The organism is Citrobacter sp. MNAZ 1397 (assembly GCF_023613995.1).
In the GTDB taxonomy this organism is placed as follows: domain Bacteria; phylum Pseudomonadota; class Gammaproteobacteria; order Enterobacterales; family Enterobacteriaceae; genus Phytobacter; species Phytobacter ursingii.
Genome location: NZ_JAKIVH010000001.1, coordinates 1,792,162 through 1,807,763, shown reverse-complemented (window position 1 = coordinate 1,807,763; position 15,602 = coordinate 1,792,162). Strand labels below are relative to the sequence as shown.

Genomic DNA, 15,602 nt, shown 5'->3' with positions numbered 1-15,602 from the left:
GACGTAAACAACTTTGCAGGATCATGATTACCACGATAAGAACACATTAATGTGCAGCCTTGCTCACATTATTTATGCAACATTGTTCATTTTTGTGGAATATATTTTCTCCCGGTCTTTTTTTTGATTTTTTCATTAAATTAAATGTCGTCATTGACGATAAGTAACGTGATAGCCAGGTTTTTCTGACTCCTCAAAAAGAAATGAAAAAATGCTTTCGGATGTGATGTGAAATGAAAACATCTTTTGAAAATTAAAAAAGATCACCGAGGATACTTCTATGTCAAAGCTGTTACCGTCAATAAAGAATCTGCCTGTGGCTGCCAAGCTGTTTGGCGGGTTTGCAGTTTTAATCGTTATTATTGTTTTGTCCTCACTCATCAGTATTCAGCAGTCCGCGAGTATCCGTGAGCATGCCTTAAAGGGCAAGTTAATCAATGAAATCAGCACCGAACTTAATACGGCGCGACGTAACCGTTTGACTTATCAATTAAATCATGATGATAAATCACTGCAGGCAAATAAAATCGCCATTGATAAGATGGATCAAAAAGCGATTACGGGTCTCGACTTTACCTGGGACAGTGATGCCCGCGTTTTGTTTGATGACTTGCGCAGTACTATTCCTGACTATGCCACCCATCGTGACACCTTCGTTAAACTCGAACAGGTGACCGTCGAAAAATCGCAGAATTTAACATCGCCAACTTTGAAAACGGTACTGGATAAATTCAGTTCCCGCCTTGAGCAGCAGGAAAACGTTTCAAAGGATGAGGTTGCGTTACTTAATCGCCTCAATAGCCTTTGGGCGGCCGCTTATCAAATTCAATCATCCGCCGGTAAGCAGGGGATGGATACCTTTAAAGCGCAATATGATGAGGCGTTGAAGGTTATCCATTCTGAAAATGTCACTTTTACCAGCGAAGACAAAGAGATGGCACAGTCATTCCTGAACGGAATGCAGGAGAACGTTGTCGCTTATACGAATGCCCTGAAGGAATCGCAGAGTGCCGCGACAGAACTCACCGGCGTTGCAGAAAAAATTAATACCGTTACTAATGATTTAGTTACTGGTCAGACTCAGAAAAATATCGATATTATTCAACGTGTCATGATAATTATGGGCATCGTCGCGGTTTGTGCAGTGCTGACAGGGTTACTGGTAGCCTGGCTGCTTACCCGCCAGATGACCCGCCAGATTAAACACAACCTGACGCTGGCAGAACGTATTGCCCAAGGCGACCTGACCGCCACCATTGAGCCGCAGTCAACCGATGAGCTGGGCCGTCTTACGATGGCAATGGGCGTCATGAACGATAAGCTTCGTGACATGATCACCCAAATTAAGGAGTCGGTCATTCATGTGGCAAATGCCTCGTCGGACATTTCCGCAGGCAATACTGACCTTGCTTCCCGCACCGAAGAGCAGTCTGCTGCGGTAGTTGAAACGGCGGCGAGCATGGAAGAGTTGACCTCAACGGTTAAACGCAATGCAGACAATGCGCGTGAAGCCAGCCAGCTTGCAGGCGTGGCGGCAGAGCATGCACGTTCCGGCGGTAAAATTGTCTGGGACGTGGTCAACACGATGGAAACCATCACCGAAAGCTCCAACAAAATTACCGATATTATCAGCGTAATAAATGGTATTTCGTTCCAGACCAACATTCTGGCGCTTAACGCTGCCGTTGAGGCGGCGCGTGCGGGCGAGCAGGGCCGCGGATTCGCGGTGGTGGCAGGGGAAGTAAGAAGCCTTGCCCAACGTAGCGCGCAGGCCGCCAAAGAGATTGAAGGGCTGATAAAAGAGTCCGTGCAACGCGTCACAACCGGTTCAGAAATGGCCAATAAAGCCGGTACGACGATGGAGCAGATTGTCTCCTCCGTCACCAACGTGAGTGGGATCATGAACGAGATTTCCAGCGCCTCGGAAGAGCAGAGCAGGGGTATCGATCAGATTGGCAAAGCCGTCACGGAACTGGATTCCACCACCCAGCAGAACGCCGCGCTGGTTCAGGAGTCGTCTGCGGCGTCACTCTCACTGGAACAACAGGCCGAACAACTGGCACAGTTGGTTTCCGTGTTCAAGCTGAATTCAGAGACCGCTAAGCCGAAATACACACCTGCGCCAGTGCGTGGCAAAGCCAGCCTGCGCCCCGCAACGTCAACAGCGAGTGGCTCTGACTGGGAATCGTTCTGACCATCAGCGCATAAAAACAGTGCCCTCCTGAGGGGGAGGGCACGGCTTAACATGTAATGAGAGGCCCGGAAAACGCCGGGCGCTTAACCACGGCATTGCATCTATCGGCGCTACACACCGCCGGAAGTCATCTCCGTTCCTCAGGGCACGAAAGCGCGTAGCCCGTCTCATTTCTGACAACTCCGGCAAAGCCAGCGTTGCCTAAATGCATACCTGCAATCAGCAGTTTTTCACGCCCGGCTTGTGCGAGTATCTTTTTTCGGGTCTCTTCGGCCTGAGCGGGATCGGCATCAAACATGATGGTCACGGTGGGGTGTGCTGTCTGAATATAAGGATAGTGAACGATATCTCCCCATATCAGTAAGCTTCTTTCAGCCGAATCAATGCGAAACCCGGAATGTCCCGGCGTATGGCCCGGCAACCAGACCGGAGAAATGTCCTCTGTTATGTTGTCCTCGCTAAAGAGACGGACATTGCCTGCATAAGCATCCAGCGTCTGACGGGCCAGCCTGAAATTACGCTGTCCGCGCTCATTCGCCATTTTGAGCTTTTCATCATCCCGCCAGTATTCCGCTTCGCGATAATGCATAAGGAGTTGCGCATGTTCAAAGACAGGCCGTCTTTCGGCATCAAGCAGGCCGCCAATGTGATCCGGATGGCAGTGCGTTAACAATACGGTGTCCACATCGTTATGGCTGACGCCGACGGCTGCGAGGTTGGCCTTAAGTTGCCCCCCTGCATTGTTTACACCGCCTGTGCCGGCATCAACCAGTAGGGTTCGCCCCCGACCGCGGATAAGATAGCAGTTGATATGGATATTTCCCGGTTCTGTGATGCCGGCCTGGCGCTGAATGGATGCGGCATCCGCCGTTGCAATGCCTGACAGCAAATCCAGACTGGCGGACATATAGCCGTCGCTCAGCGCCGTGACCTGAAAATCACCAACCTGGCATGACGGGAAGAAGGGAGGGTTCATAAGGGCCTCGGAATCAGTTTAGGGCATACGGGTGCGGAGCAGAAAATGCAAAACAGCGAATACGCGCCATGAATCCCCAGGCCTGCTGAGTGGCGCTATCCAGTTTGCGCATAAAATGTTCCATCACCTCAGGCGTACGTTGTGTCGTCAGGCGATAAAACAGTTCGGCATAGACCGGATGCCCGCACCCCGGTTTAACCGTGATGAAGATGATATGTATGTTGTCCGGTTCTGCGGCAAGAATGTCACGACAAAGGTCGCTACAGATGCGGGTGAACGCGGGAAGATCGCTGAAACGGCCTGCGTATTCCTGCGAAAGATAAAAGGTCAGGTTGGGCATGGTCTTACACCTCCCGTTGATGCTCAAAAGCATGCTGCAGCTGCGATGTCAGAGGTTCGTAAAGATAAACATCAGGCATGTGTATCAGTGGTAAGGCGCATTCACGCGGCAACACGCACATCGTGCGGCGGGCCGGAGAACGCGCCAGTCCGACCGCGTGCATTTCTGTTGCCTGGTTTATCGACGCCGCGACCAAAGCACTGCTCGGTTGGGCGCTGAGCAGCAGAATTTCATCTGACGAAACGGCCGGGGCCGACGCGTCGTATGCATACAGATTACGCTGCCAGTCAGTGATCCAGACCTGCCAGCGAGAGAAGTTACCGCCTCCTTTGTGTCGATATTCCTCACTGCTAAGCACATCGGCATCCTTCACCGTGTGAATCGCAAGATAAGCAGGGCAGCCCGGTTTTATGGCACGAAAACGCTGAGACGAACGAAATCCAGTCACCGAGACCAGCGCTGGCAATTTTTCCCGACTGTAAAATTCATTCCATTCCCCCTCGCTCGTAGGATCGCGATATGAGCATTCAACGAAATACAACATTGTCCTGATTCCTCATGCGTAAACAGCAGATCATAAATAGTCCTGCTTAATGATTTTTACTCATGCTATGAGGTGTTTTACGTGCGATAAATCGATAATATTTCATTAATCAGTGACATTAATTCACTGAATGGCGTAATCAGTTGCGAAAAAGAGTCCCGTTTATGCGTAGAAAAATACCCAGTAGCACATCCCTGCAGGCGTTTGATGCCGCCGCACGACACGGCAATTTTGCCAGGGCCGCAGAGGAACTCTCCCTGACGGAAGGGGCGATTAGCCGTCAGATAGCGCGCCTTGAATCTTTGCTCAACTGCAAACTGTTTGACCGCACGGGAAGCCGCGTAAAGCTTAATCCTGCCGGAGCCCGCTATGCTCGCCATGTTCACGAAACTCTGGCGCGGCTTGAGAGGGATACCCAATACATCATGGGATTGCCAGAGGGGGGAAAGAGTCTTGATATTGCTGTCTTGCCGACCTTTTCCAGTCGCTGGCTCATTCCCCGGCTGAAAGGCTTCATGTCGTTGCACCCGGAGATTACCTTAAATATCGCGGCCAGCACCGACCCCTTTATTCTGACCGGAAGTGGCTTTGACGCTGTGGTTCATTTTGAGCACCCCGCCTGGGCGGGCATGCGCGTGCAATTTCTGTTTCAGGAAACACTGGTTCCGGTGTGTCATCCCTCGCTGTTATCGCAAGCGGATATGTTTCAACAGTTAAACGCACTTCCGCGTATTCACAGACGACAGAATCCGGAGGCGTGGCATCTGTATGCCCGGGAAAAGGGAATAAGCCTGGATAATCCGGGACAGGGCGTGCGCTACGATCTGCATGAAATGGCAATAGCCGCCGTGATGGCGGCGCAGGGGGTGGCGCTGGTGCCGCGGATGTATGTCGAAAATGAATTAAAACATGGCCTGCTTGTTTCACCCTGGCCGGAATCAGCAACCCTGAGCAAAAGATTCTGCTTAATCAAACCGACGGAAACGGGGATGAATAATGCTGCGGTGGAGGATTTTGAACGCTGGTTGCTTGCTGAAATTGCACCCCATCCCGACGCCCTGGCAAAAGCGCCTTAACAGCAGAGTGTCTTGCATCAGGAAGCGTGCAAGCCCGGGCGCTTTGCTCTGAAACACTACAAATATTAGTAGCCGACGGCGATTATCTTGTTGTTGACCTCAGGTTAACTTGAGCTTTTATGATGCCGGCCACAAGCTGACAAGGAGTTATTCTGAATATGCACGAGATCGATGTTGGATTCACCCATGTTGCCTTTATGGTCAGGGACTTGGACAAAAGTATTGCTTTCTATCGCCGCTATGCAGGCATGGAGGTGATACATCAGCGCGAACCCGGCATTCCGGATGCCCGTAAGGTCGCGTGGTTAAGCGATCGTACCCGTCCGTTTGCGCTGGTGCTGGTTCAGGCGGATACCGTAACAGATACGCCGCTGGGGCATTTTGGCCACCTTGGCGTGGCTTGTGCGACCCGCGAAGAAATCGACCGTAAAACCGAGATGGCAATAGCGGACGGTGTATTACGAAAAGCGCCGGAAAACCTGGGCGACCCCGTCGGTTATTATGTGTTTTTTGCCGACCCGGACGGCAACACGTTAGAACTGTCATTCGGGCAACGTGTCGGGCTGGAAGCGATCCGGGCTGAAAACCAGGATGCCCGTTAGCAGAAAAGAGAAACAGAAGAAAGCGTACCGCCTCGCAAATTATGGTTTGCGGGGCTTTCAATCTGGAGATGCGGGTATTTCGCCCGGATGAGTTAAGAGAGGAAACATGGCGTCCGAATTGCCGCTATACACTCCACGGTTATTATTGCGCGCACTGATGCGTGATGATCTGCCGCAGCTTGCGCGCTACCGTAACCTGCCCGAGGTCGCCAGGTTTCAAAGTTGGGATCATTATACTGTGCATGATGCGGAGCAATTATATGCGCAGCAGTGTTCGCTGGCGTTCAACAGCGAGGGAACCTGGTATCAACTGGCCGTTGAGCGGCTGGAAGATGGCGCGCTGATCGGCGATTTGGGTATCCATTTCTTTGATGAGGGAAGGCAGGTCGAACTGGGTATGACCTTTGATGTGGGGTATCAGAAACAGGGGTATGCCAGAGAGGCCATAAATCACCTCATTGCCCTGCTGTTTAATGATTTTGCAAAGCATCGACTCACCGCTGTTATTGATACGCGCAACACGTCGGCGGTGAACCTGCTGGAAAAACTCGGTTTCCGCCGTGAAGCACATTACCGGCAGAATATTTTCTTTAAAGGCGCATGGGGCGATGAGTATCTCTATGCACTCTTAAAGCGCGACTATACCCAGGCCTCTTTTTCGTCGTCCGTGTAAGTTATCGCCGTGCCACCGATTTCTCCGGCAACGTCTTTTCGACTGGCTTTTCTGTGAATCAGTTGCCGGGCAACTGGCTTACACGGCGTTATGCCGGGTAGCCGATTCTGTTATTTCGCTGGCGCAGAGGCGCACCGCTATGGTGATATGAGTAATCACTCATTAGCAGGGCGAAAAGCATGCGTCACCTTCCACCGACTGCCACCTTGCGCGCGTTTGAAGTCGCCACGCGTCATGCCACCTTTACCGCGGCCGCCGAAGAACTGTGCATTACCCAAAGCGCCGTCAGCCATCAGCTAAAAAACCTTGAAGAACTCTGGGGGCTGCAACTTTTTCAGCGCGGCAAGACCCTGAGCCTGACGCCTGCCGGCGCAGCGCTTGCGCCGCTGGTGCGCGAATTTTTCAGCAAACTGGATACGACCCTCGCCGATCTGCGTGAACAAAATGGCCGCGTAAGATTGCGTGTCAACACCACCTATTCGTTTGCGCTGAAATGGCTGTTGCCGCGTCTGCCAGCCCTGGCGCGGTTACATCCGGACATTCTGGTGTCACTGGACAGTTCGGATAAAGTCATCAATTTCGCGGGGACCGAGTCCGATGTGGCCATTCGTTTTGGCCACGGTAACTATCCCGCGCTGTTTACCGAATTTTTATTTCGCGAACAGATATTCCCGGTGGCCAGTCCGTCACTGTTGCAGCGTTTTGGCACCCCTGCTGAACCCGCCGAGCTGTTGCGCTACCCGCTACTGACGCGTGACGGTGCTGACCTGGTACCAAAATGGGATGCCTGGTTTGAGCAAACCGGCGTCAATATCAATGTCCTGCACGAGAGTGTGCGCTTCGCGGATACCAATATGACCATTGAGGCCGCGCTTCTCGGGCAGGGTATTGCGCTGGCGCGTAGCGGACACGTGGAAAAAGAGATTGCCGATGGCACGCTGATTCGGCTTTTTGATATCCGGTTTCCTTCACCGGCGGCCTATTATTTTGTCTGCCCGCAGGGGATCGAGACGCAGCCGCACATAATAAAATTCCGTCATTGGTTACTGGACGAGTCCGTGCAGGCGCAGCGGCATTATCGTTAATGTATGAGTATTTGCTCATGCCAGGATGACAACGCTTCACTGTTCATCAGGGTGAATGCTGTTTAGCATCAGTGCATGCCTGCGACCATTATCTCACTGACGTTATTTGCGGCTTTGCTGCATGCCACCTGGAATGCACTCTTACACGGAGGCACAGACAGGCTATGGTCTATGACCATCATGTGCGTTGCGATTGCCGTTGCCAGCATCGTCATCGCGCTGTTTCTGCCGCTACCCGCTCGCGCAAGCTGGACATATGCGCTGCTGTCCGCCCTGTTGCATGTGGGCTATAACTGGTGTCTGGTACGCAGTTATCAGAGTGGCGAGCTCAGTCAAACTTACCCGGTTGCACGAGGCTCGTCGCCGCTTCTGATAACCTGCACGGCGGCGCTTTTCGCCGGGGAAAAAATCGCCTTTCATACCCTTGGCGGCATCTTACTTATCTCGGGCGGGATCCTGATGCTGGCATTCAGAAACCGTCGGCTGGCGATGCCGGGCATAAAACAGGCCCTGGCGACCGGGGCGTTTATCGCCGCTTATAGCGTGGCAGATGGCATGGGGGTGCGCCTTTCCGGTAATGCGCTCTCCTATACCGTGTGGATGAGCATGCTCTGGGGGGTGTTGATGCCTGTGCTTTATATCAGCCTGCGCGACAGTAAAAGTTTGCTTCGCTGGCGCCCGGGTTTACTGAGTGCGGCGACAGGCGGGCTGGTATCGCTACTGGCTTATGGCATCATTATTTTCGCCATGGCTGCGGCGCCGATGGGCGCCGTGTCTGCGCTGCGCGAAACCAGCGTGCTGTTTGTGGCCGCGCTCGGTTATCTGTTTTTTGGCGAAGCGTTGACGTTCAGAAAACTACTGGCGTGCGCGGTGATTGTCACCGGCACACTGCTCATGGGTTAAGTGAATCAGGAGAACCAACGATGTCAGAAAATCCGACCATCGCGCTCATTGGCCCCGGTGCGATTGGTACAACCATTGCCGCCGTACTGCATGAAGTTGGCCGAGCGCCGCAACTTTGCGGACGTACGGCGCATCCGGCGTTAGTGTTGCGTCACGATGAAGGCGAAATTGTGGTGCCGGGTCCGGTATTAACCGATCCGGCGAAGATCGAGCATCCCGTCAGCCTGGTTTTTGTGGCGGTGAAAACAACCCAGAATGCTGACAGCGCGGGCTGGCTGAGGGCATTGTGTGATGAAAACACGGTGGTCTGCGCCCTGCAAAATGGTGTGGAACAAAAAGCCCAGCTAGAGCCCTGGGTCAATGGCGCAACGATACTGCCGTCGGTGGTCTGGTTTCCGGCACAGCGTGAGCCGGATGCTTCCGTCTGGTTGCGCGCCAGCCCGCGGCTGACGCTGCCGGATGTCCCGCAGGCAAAACGGGTCGTTGAGGCATTGCACGGCACGCGCTGCTCGGTTGAACTGTCGGCTGATTTCTCTTCTGTTGCATGGCGTAAGCTGCTGCAAAATGCAGCTGCCGGCCTGATGGTGCTTGCCAATCGCCGCGCCGGAATGTTCACCCGTGAAGATATCAGCGAACTGACGCTGGCGTACCTGCGCGAGTGCCTTACTGTTGCCAGGGCCGAAGGCGCGGAACTGGACGACGCGGTCGCACAGGAGATTGTGGCGGGTTTTAAACGTGCGCCAGCCGATTTAGGGACCTCGATTCTCGCTGACCGTCAGGCCAACCGGCCAATGGAGTGGGATATTCGCAACGGTGTCATACAGCGCTACGGCCACCGTCACGGTATCCCCGTTCCCATCAGCGATGTCCTGGTCCCCCTGCTGGCGGCGGGTAGCGAAGGGCCCGGCTGATATGCGCAAGGCCACTTACTGACGCTTGCGGCAGTGGGACACTGATAGCAGGAGAGGATGTTGTATGCCGTCTTCATGGAAGACGGCTTAGCGGAGTATCCTGATGGCCCGGTGCGTCTCCGTTCAGAAAGCGCGTTTTTGCGTTTCATCCCGCTCAGTGCGCCAGTAGCACGACGACGCGCGCTCTCCACACCGACAATGTTGTACTTTCACTACCGGCATCTTCCCAAAGCATCCCCCTCCTGCGTTTAAAAATCATACTGGATATTTAACCAGGTAATTGTATACTAATTCTGCAAGTTGGTGGTTTTTAGCATAAGTGGTGAACGCTATGGTGATTCCTTTGGATACTCTCAATTTGAATGATCGGTCGTCAGTGATGAGCAGCCGTGAAATCGCAAAGCTGACAGGGATAGCCCACAATGAAGTTAAACGCATGGTCAAAAGCCTTGAGACGACCCAGCGTCTGTCGCAACCCGTGCAGATGCAGCTCTACGAGCGAGAAGGGGAGATGCGTCAGGAGTTTCTGCTTAATAAGCGGGATTCAGTGTTGACCGTAGCGCGTATCTCGCCCGGTTTTACCGCAGATATCCTGGACAAGTGGCAAGAGCGTGAACGAACCCTGAATTTGCCGGATTTCACCAACCCGGCGGCAGCGGCTCATGCGTGGGCCGAGCAGTATGAAAAGCGTCAGCAGGCGGAAGCGCAGCTCGCGCTGACGCTGCCAAAGGCTGAGTTTTTTGACTGGTTCGTCAATGTTGATGAGTCGCTGGGGTTCCGTCAGCTTTGTAAAATGCTCAAGGCAAAAGAGCCCGAGTTTCGTCAGTTTTTGCTCGAGCGCAATATTATGCAGCGCGTCAGCGGTACGCTACTCCCGGCGAAGCAGTATAGCCAGGCCGGGTATTTTACGGTGCATGATGGCGTAGGTGAAAATCAGCGCACCTGGTCACAGGCACGCTTCACCGCGCGGGGAGTGAAATGGATTGCCGGGCTGTGGGCCGCGCATCTCGCGTCACGTCAGATAGCATTGCGCCCGCCTGAACGTACTGAACCCGCCGCGCCCGGTCGCAACTGGCTATAAATGTTGCGCCGGGGTGTCCGTGCTTTTGTGAATGCCCATCGCCATCACCTGTGCCGGGTGGAACAGCGACAAGCTTTCCACCTGCGACAGCAGCAGGACTTTGCGGAAATCTACCGCCGCGCGCACGTCAATGTCATGGTCGGCGTACCATGCGCTGTAGTTGTGCTCCACATGCAGATCCAGCGTTTCGCGGTCGCGATAACCGCTCAGCATAGGGATCAGCACAATGTTATTGGCATCCGCGCTGTCAAAGGTGGCGGTGTGGATCATGCCAATATAGATACGTTGCGACGTCAGGGTAATCCAGGCCAGATCGCCTTTCTCCATACACTGATAGACCAGCCCCTCAACACCGTTGGCGCGGGATAAATGCTTATACAATTCTCTGCGCCCGCTGGTATCAAGACGTGCGGCAGGTGACCAGTTTGAACGCCATAAACAAAAAACGACGGCGAAGGCCAGCATAATGACCACCGGTGCCTGGATGCCTAAAAAGGTCCAGTTGATAAACGTCATATGCCAGTGGTGATATTCCGGACCAAAGATACCGGGTAACGCATTCGTGACGAGTGAGCTTACCAACAACACCAGCCATAAAACGGCGGTTGCCAGCATACCCTGTAACACGAAGACGCAGCCATAAAGGGCGACAAGGAAATAGACATCCCAGCCAAAACTGCGTTTGAATTTGAAACGGGTTGAGAGATCGTGCGAGCTATACCAGTAACCACACACCATCAACACCATAAAAATCGCTGTGCCCATCCCTAAGCCCTCTTTAATGCATCAACATGCCGTTTGAAATCATCCTGGACCTTCTGGCAATGGATATTCACCGACGTGTTACCATCCGCATCAACAACAATCCGTTCGCCATCCTCAATGGCGTCCTGAATTTCACTGTGGCTCATCACCTGCAATAAGGCGTCCGGGCTGGCAAATAAAGATTTAAAAAACGTTCTCATCAAAAACCTCCGACACTAAGTATAGAGGCAAGTGACAACTCTTCTGGTCGCCGCAGGCGTGAAGCCGGGTTTGCTACGCAAATCCAGATTATCGCTACCCGGTGTAGGAGGCGGGGCGTCTTGGTTCGGGGACTACCACGGCGAAAAGCGGCCTTACTGGTCCTCTTCACGCTTTCGGCGTAGCGTCAATAAAGGCGTCACCGAAATACCATGGATAAACACGCTGAGGGTCACAACCGTGATGGCAATATCCGCCATTCTGTTTGCATCGACGCCCGACAGACCATGAACCCAGGCATAAGCGATATAGTTCAGGCTACCGATACCCCGGATGCCGAGCCATCCGAGACTTATCCGATGGAACCGTGATTCTTTAGCACGCCATGTCAGGATAAACACCGAAAGCGGGCGCACGACAACGAAGATAATCAATGCCAGCATCAGGGCCGTGGCGTCCCAGTGTAATGCGAAAGTCACCCCCAGAACGGTGACCAGCGTGGCTGCCAGCAAACGCTCCACCGTATCGCCAAAAGACAATGCATCACCGATGACCAGGCCGACTTGCTTTATTGGGTTGCGCTCTTCAAGCGCATGGCGGGTATGGGGATTCACCTGCATTTCAGCGGGCAAATCATGGCCTTCTTCCTCAGAATGACGTTTCTGCACGCTCACTTCCGCACTACGCAAGCCGACGCCTGCGGCGAACGCCGCCAAAAAACCGGAAGCGCTCACCGACATGGCCAGCGAGAAGCTCAGACAGATGAGGGATAAGGCGATGAAATCGCTGGGAGCCACTTCCCCTTGCGCATGGCGGGAACGGGTCGCAGCAAGGCCAATGACCCGGCCAAGCAGAAAACCTATCAACAAACCGCCCACCAGGGCCCAGACCAGGTCAATGCTCAGCCAGTGTAGCCATTCATCCCCGCTTATCGTACCGCCTGCTTTATACCAGACCAGTGCCAGCATCAGGAATGGCAAAGCGGTGCCATCATTCAGCCCGGCCTCGCTGGATAAAGCGATTCGCAGGCGATCGCCGTCGCGTGCGTCGTTGATTGCCACCAGACTTGCCAGTACCGGATCGGTGGGGGCCAGGATAGCGGCTAATGCCAGTGAGAGGGGCCAGGAGAGATCTGTCAGAAAATGGGCCACAACCATAATGCCCGCAATGGTTAATAACATACCGGGCAGAGCCAGCAGTATTCCCATTCTCCAGTAAGGGGAGTTAAGCGGAAGACGAATTTTAAGGCCGGTAATAAACAGGGATGCCGCCATGGCAATTTCGGTTATCCGGCTGGTTAAGGATGCGTGTTCGACGATATCAAGATTAATCAGGTCAAGACCCCAGGGGCCGCAGCCGATACCCACGATAAGATACAGCCCAAAGACAGGTACCGGTACGCGGCTAATCCAGCCATAGGACAACGACATCAAAAGTAATAAACCACCGGTTGCAGCAGTCCACGCCAGATATCCCATACCTCTCCTCAATCCTCTGCACAGCGCCTGTTCATCGAAAGGGTATAGTCCTTAACCGCGCGTTCTTCCAGGCCGGACAATACGCATAACGCACCAGCGCTCATCTCATCATGTTGAAAGTAAATAGATTTTATGGTTTGAATACTCCCGATTCTGGTTTTGAACACGCCTTATGTGAAATTTCCTAAGCTTTATTGACGTGAATTTACAAAAGGGGTGGGCTGTGTCACAAACAACATCGCGTTTTTGGGGGCGAGTAACCGCTGTTCTGGTGCTCCTCTTCGGGCTTGCATTTTTATTGCCCGGTGGCTGGCTGGCCTTTATTGGCGGTTCGCCTGGGTATCTGCTTTTTGGTTGTGGCTTCTTACTCAGTAGCGTGTTGTTGTGGCGAAAGCATCTGGCCGGGGTCTGGATTTATCTTTTCACTTTTGTCCTGTGCGTCATCTGGTCCCTGTGGGAAGTTGGCCTTGATGGCTGGCAACTGATGCCTCGCTTACTGGTGCCTGCGCTTTTGGGATTATGGGTAAGCATGCCCTGGGTGATACGCCCCCTGACGCGCTCAGCGCCGGCCAGACGAAACAGCAGTGCCGCCGCTCTGGTGTATGTGGTCGCTATTATCGGCGTTTTCTGGAGTGGCTGGCAGATTTCGGATGCCCGTTTTGTCCATCACCAACCGTTTCCGGCAGAAAAAACGCCTTCTCTGGCGGACGGTGAAACGGACTGGAAATATTACGGTCGCACCGCCGATGGTCAGCGATATTCACCGCTGGCACAGATAACACCTGCAAATGTCGGGCAACTAAAACTGGCGTGGCGCTTTAACTCTGGCGATGTTATGCAAAAAGGAGAAGATAAAGCCGGACGTGAATTTAACCTTGAAGTGACGCCCGTCAAAGTGGGCAATGCGTTGTATATTTGTACCCCCCATCGGCAGGTGATCGCCCTTAACGCCACGACGGGGAAGATATTGTGGAAGTTCGACCCACAGAACGATACCTCGGCAAATGAATATCTGGCGTGTCGCGGTGTGGCGTGGAGCGAAAATAGCGGGGATACGATGTGCCCGCAAAAAATTATCACCACCACGGCGGATGCCAGGATGGTGGCGCTCAACGCGCAGACGGGTAAGCCCTGTACAAACTTCGGCAATCATGGCTTTGTCAGCCTGACCGATCATCTGGGCGAGGTGCCGCCCGGCTTTCATTTCATTACTTCACAGCCGATGGTTATGGACGGGCGCATTGTGCTGGGCGGGTGGATATACGATAACCAGTCCACCGGTGAGCCCTCTGGTGTCGTACGGGCCTATGATGTTAACAGCGGTGAGCTGGCGTGGGCCTGGGATATGGGGCGCACTCCGCCGACAGCGCCGCTTAAGCCCGGCGAGAACTATACCCGTGGGACGCCGAATGGTTGGGGAACCTATACCGCAGATGCGCAACTGGGCCTGGTTTATATTCCGTTAGGCAATGCCACGCCTGATTATTATGGTGCGGGTCGCCGCCCCTTTGATGACCGTTACTCCAGCGCCATTGTGGCGCTGGATATCCGCACCGGTGAGGAGCGCTGGCATTACCAGACAGTTCATCATGATGTATGGGACTATGACGTGCCCATTGGTCCAACGTTAATTGACCTGCCAGGTGATGGCGGTGAAACGATACCCGCGCTGGTGCAGACCACCAAAATGGGGCAGTTATTCTTACTTGACCGTCGAACGGGCAAACCACTGGCGCAGGTTAACGAAAAACCTGTTCCACAGCGTCCCTCACTGCCGGGCGAGCGATTATCCCCGACACAACCCGATTCCGTGGGGATGCCGGCTCTCTCTCCGGCTGATTTACGCGAAACCGACATGTGGGGCGCCACGCCGTTTGATCAGCTCTGGTGCCGCATCCAGTTCCACCGTTATCGCTATCAGGGCAAATTTACGCCGCCCGCAGAGGGCACCTCCATTGCCTATCCGGCATTTGACGGGGTGATCGACTGGTACGGCGCCTCTGTCGATCCGCGTCATCATGTGCTTATTGCCAACACCAGCTATATCCCGTTCACCATGCAGGTCATGAAGAGCGAGGAGGCGATTAAGCAGGGGTTAATGCAGAAATGGGCCGGCTGGGGCAGTGGAAAACCGTATCCCAAACCGAAAGCGTTTTCTGTCGGGCCGCAATATGGCACCCCCTGGGCGGCAATCGTTAAGCCCTGGCTGGGGGCGCTGGACGCCCCGTGTAACGCGCCGCCGTGGGGGAAAATTTATGCCATCGACCTGGTAAGCAAAAAAGTTATCTGGGAACGTCCGGCGGGAACCACCCGCGATATGAACATTTTCGGTACGCATACCAATCTGCCTCTGCCGACGGGGATTTTTATGATGGGGGGAAATGTCATTACACAAAGTGGGCTGATTTTCACCGGCGCTACTGCAGATGATTACCTGCGCGCATTTGATGAAGCCAGTGGTAATGAACTCTGGCGCGCGCGGCTTCCTGCGGGAGGGCAGGCGACGCCGATGACCTACCAGGGCGATGACGGCAAACAGTATGTGGTCATTGCTGCGGGTGGGCATGGTGGTCTGGGTACCCGCTCCGGAGATGCATTAATGGCGTATGCCTTACCGTAATTAAACAGTGTTTAATCACGATATTCGCGTTCCCGTATTTTACTTTCACAGGCCTGCTTATTCAGCAGGTCTGTTTTATCGGGTCACAGGAGATGCCCAATGTAACCCTCTTATCTGTTTGCTTTAATTGATGCATAAGCCATACGCAATCATCAA

15 protein-coding genes are annotated in these 15,602 nt (G+C 53.7%); 9 read left to right on the top strand and 6 right to left on the bottom strand.

Going from position 1 to position 15,602, the window contains the following annotated elements; all coding sequences use genetic code 11:
• Positions 1-280 precede the first annotated feature (280 nt).
• Positions 281-2,194, top strand: a complete 1,914-nt coding sequence (locus tag L2097_RS08355) for a methyl-accepting chemotaxis protein (protein WP_250352576.1) — start codon at positions 281-283, stop codon at positions 2,192-2,194.
• Between the two features lie 127 nt (positions 2,195-2,321).
• On the opposite strand, the gene L2097_RS08350 is transcribed toward L2097_RS08355, so the two are convergent.
• Genes L2097_RS08350 through L2097_RS08340 form a run of 3 tightly spaced genes read right to left on the bottom strand, consistent with a single transcriptional unit; the run spans position 2,322 to position 4,054 of the window.
• On the bottom strand, positions 2,322-3,170 hold the full coding sequence (locus L2097_RS08350) for an MBL fold metallo-hydrolase (RefSeq protein WP_250352575.1): 849 nt from the start codon (positions 3,168-3,170) through the stop codon (positions 2,322-2,324).
• 13 nt (positions 3,171-3,183) lie between these two features.
• Positions 3,184-3,510 carry a hypothetical protein gene (locus L2097_RS08345; protein WP_085007123.1) on the bottom strand — a complete coding sequence of 109 codons (327 nt, stop codon included), beginning with the start codon at positions 3,508-3,510 and terminating at the stop codon, positions 3,184-3,186.
• A gap of 4 nt (positions 3,511-3,514) precedes the next feature.
• Positions 3,515-4,054, bottom strand: coding sequence for a hypothetical protein (locus L2097_RS08340; RefSeq protein ID WP_047370673.1), 540 nt, complete (start codon positions 4,052-4,054; stop codon positions 3,515-3,517).
• A 164-nt stretch (positions 4,055-4,218) separates the two neighbouring features.
• Between L2097_RS08340 and L2097_RS08335 the strand changes: the two genes are divergently transcribed.
• The 7 genes from L2097_RS08335 to L2097_RS08305 all read left to right on the top strand — a co-directional run bounded on the left by L2097_RS08335 (position 4,219) and on the right by L2097_RS08305 (position 10,385).
• On the top strand, positions 4,219-5,130 hold the full coding sequence (locus L2097_RS08335; RefSeq protein WP_250352574.1) for a LysR substrate-binding domain-containing protein: 912 nt from the start codon (positions 4,219-4,221) through the stop codon (positions 5,128-5,130).
• Between the two features lie 158 nt (positions 5,131-5,288).
• Positions 5,289-5,732, top strand: a complete 444-nt coding sequence (locus L2097_RS08330; protein ID WP_047370671.1) for a VOC family protein — start codon at positions 5,289-5,291, stop codon at positions 5,730-5,732.
• Positions 5,733-5,838: 106 nt separating this feature from the next.
• Complete coding sequence (locus L2097_RS08325) at positions 5,839-6,405, top strand: GNAT family N-acetyltransferase (protein ID WP_047370670.1); 567 nt, start codon at positions 5,839-5,841, stop codon at positions 6,403-6,405.
• Positions 6,406-6,584: 179 nt separating this feature from the next.
• The gene (gene gcvA / locus L2097_RS08320) at positions 6,585-7,490 is read left to right on the top strand and encodes a transcriptional regulator GcvA (protein WP_085007128.1); all 906 of its coding nucleotides are present in this window, start codon (positions 6,585-6,587) and stop codon (positions 7,488-7,490) included.
• A gap of 75 nt (positions 7,491-7,565) precedes the next feature.
• Complete coding sequence (locus tag L2097_RS08315; protein WP_250352573.1) at positions 7,566-8,393, top strand: EamA family transporter; 828 nt, start codon at positions 7,566-7,568, stop codon at positions 8,391-8,393.
• A 20-nt stretch (positions 8,394-8,413) separates the two neighbouring features.
• On the top strand, positions 8,414-9,304 hold the full coding sequence (locus tag L2097_RS08310; RefSeq protein WP_250352572.1) for an oxidoreductase: 891 nt from the start codon (positions 8,414-8,416) through the stop codon (positions 9,302-9,304).
• Between the two features lie 331 nt (positions 9,305-9,635).
• On the top strand, positions 9,636-10,385 hold the full coding sequence (locus L2097_RS08305) for a phage antirepressor KilAC domain-containing protein (protein WP_047370666.1): 750 nt from the start codon (positions 9,636-9,638) through the stop codon (positions 10,383-10,385).
• Here the strand turns inward: L2097_RS08305 and L2097_RS08300 are convergent.
• The 3 genes from L2097_RS08300 to L2097_RS08290 form a co-directional block, all read right to left on the bottom strand.
• A complete protein-coding gene (locus tag L2097_RS08300; RefSeq protein ID WP_250352571.1) occupies positions 10,380-11,150 on the bottom strand; it encodes a hypothetical protein in 771 nt (256 codons plus the stop codon). The genes L2097_RS08305 and L2097_RS08300 overlap by 6 nt on opposite strands.
• A gap of 2 nt (positions 11,151-11,152) precedes the next feature.
• Positions 11,153-11,350: a hypothetical protein gene (locus L2097_RS08295; RefSeq protein ID WP_039079301.1), complete on the bottom strand. Its 198-nt coding sequence runs from the start codon at positions 11,348-11,350 to the stop codon at positions 11,153-11,155.
• Positions 11,351-11,503: 153 nt separating this feature from the next.
• Entirely contained in the window at positions 11,504-12,826 is a 1,323-nt protein-coding gene (locus L2097_RS08290; protein WP_250352570.1) for a cation:proton antiporter, read from the bottom strand.
• A 223-nt stretch (positions 12,827-13,049) separates the two neighbouring features.
• Between L2097_RS08290 and L2097_RS08285 the strand changes: the two genes are divergently transcribed.
• Positions 13,050-15,446, top strand: a complete 2,397-nt coding sequence (locus L2097_RS08285) for a membrane-bound PQQ-dependent dehydrogenase, glucose/quinate/shikimate family (protein WP_250352569.1) — start codon at positions 13,050-13,052, stop codon at positions 15,444-15,446.
• The last annotated feature ends 156 nt before the right edge of the window (positions 15,447-15,602 follow it).

Bases quoted from the DNA above. Each gene is read 5' to 3' on its own strand.
- L2097_RS08315 (WP_250352573.1), top strand. From the start codon at position 7,566: ATGCCTGCGACCATTATCTCACTGACGTTATTTGCGGCTTTGCTGCAT.
- L2097_RS08290 (WP_250352570.1), bottom strand. From the start codon at position 12,826: ATGGGATATCTGGCGTGGACTGCTGCAACCGGTGGTTTATTACTTTTG.
- L2097_RS08325 (WP_047370670.1), top strand. From the start codon at position 5,839: ATGGCGTCCGAATTGCCGCTATACACTCCACGGTTATTATTGCGCGCA.
- L2097_RS08330 (WP_047370671.1), top strand. From the start codon at position 5,289: ATGCACGAGATCGATGTTGGATTCACCCATGTTGCCTTTATGGTCAGG.
- L2097_RS08340 (WP_047370673.1), bottom strand. From the start codon at position 4,054: ATGTTGTATTTCGTTGAATGCTCATATCGCGATCCTACGAGCGAGGGG.
- L2097_RS08310 (WP_250352572.1), top strand. From the start codon at position 8,414: ATGTCAGAAAATCCGACCATCGCGCTCATTGGCCCCGGTGCGATTGGT.
- gcvA (WP_085007128.1), top strand. From the start codon at position 6,585: ATGCGTCACCTTCCACCGACTGCCACCTTGCGCGCGTTTGAAGTCGCC.
- L2097_RS08355 (WP_250352576.1), top strand. From the start codon at position 281: ATGTCAAAGCTGTTACCGTCAATAAAGAATCTGCCTGTGGCTGCCAAG.
- L2097_RS08295 (WP_039079301.1), bottom strand. From the start codon at position 11,350: ATGAGAACGTTTTTTAAATCTTTATTTGCCAGCCCGGACGCCTTATTG.
- L2097_RS08345 (WP_085007123.1), bottom strand. From the start codon at position 3,510: ATGCCCAACCTGACCTTTTATCTTTCGCAGGAATACGCAGGCCGTTTC.
- L2097_RS08335 (WP_250352574.1), top strand. From the start codon at position 4,219: ATGCGTAGAAAAATACCCAGTAGCACATCCCTGCAGGCGTTTGATGCC.
- L2097_RS08305 (WP_047370666.1), top strand. From the start codon at position 9,636: ATGGTGATTCCTTTGGATACTCTCAATTTGAATGATCGGTCGTCAGTG.
- L2097_RS08350 (WP_250352575.1), bottom strand. From the start codon at position 3,170: ATGAACCCTCCCTTCTTCCCGTCATGCCAGGTTGGTGATTTTCAGGTC.
- L2097_RS08300 (WP_250352571.1), bottom strand. From the start codon at position 11,150: ATGGGCACAGCGATTTTTATGGTGTTGATGGTGTGTGGTTACTGGTAT.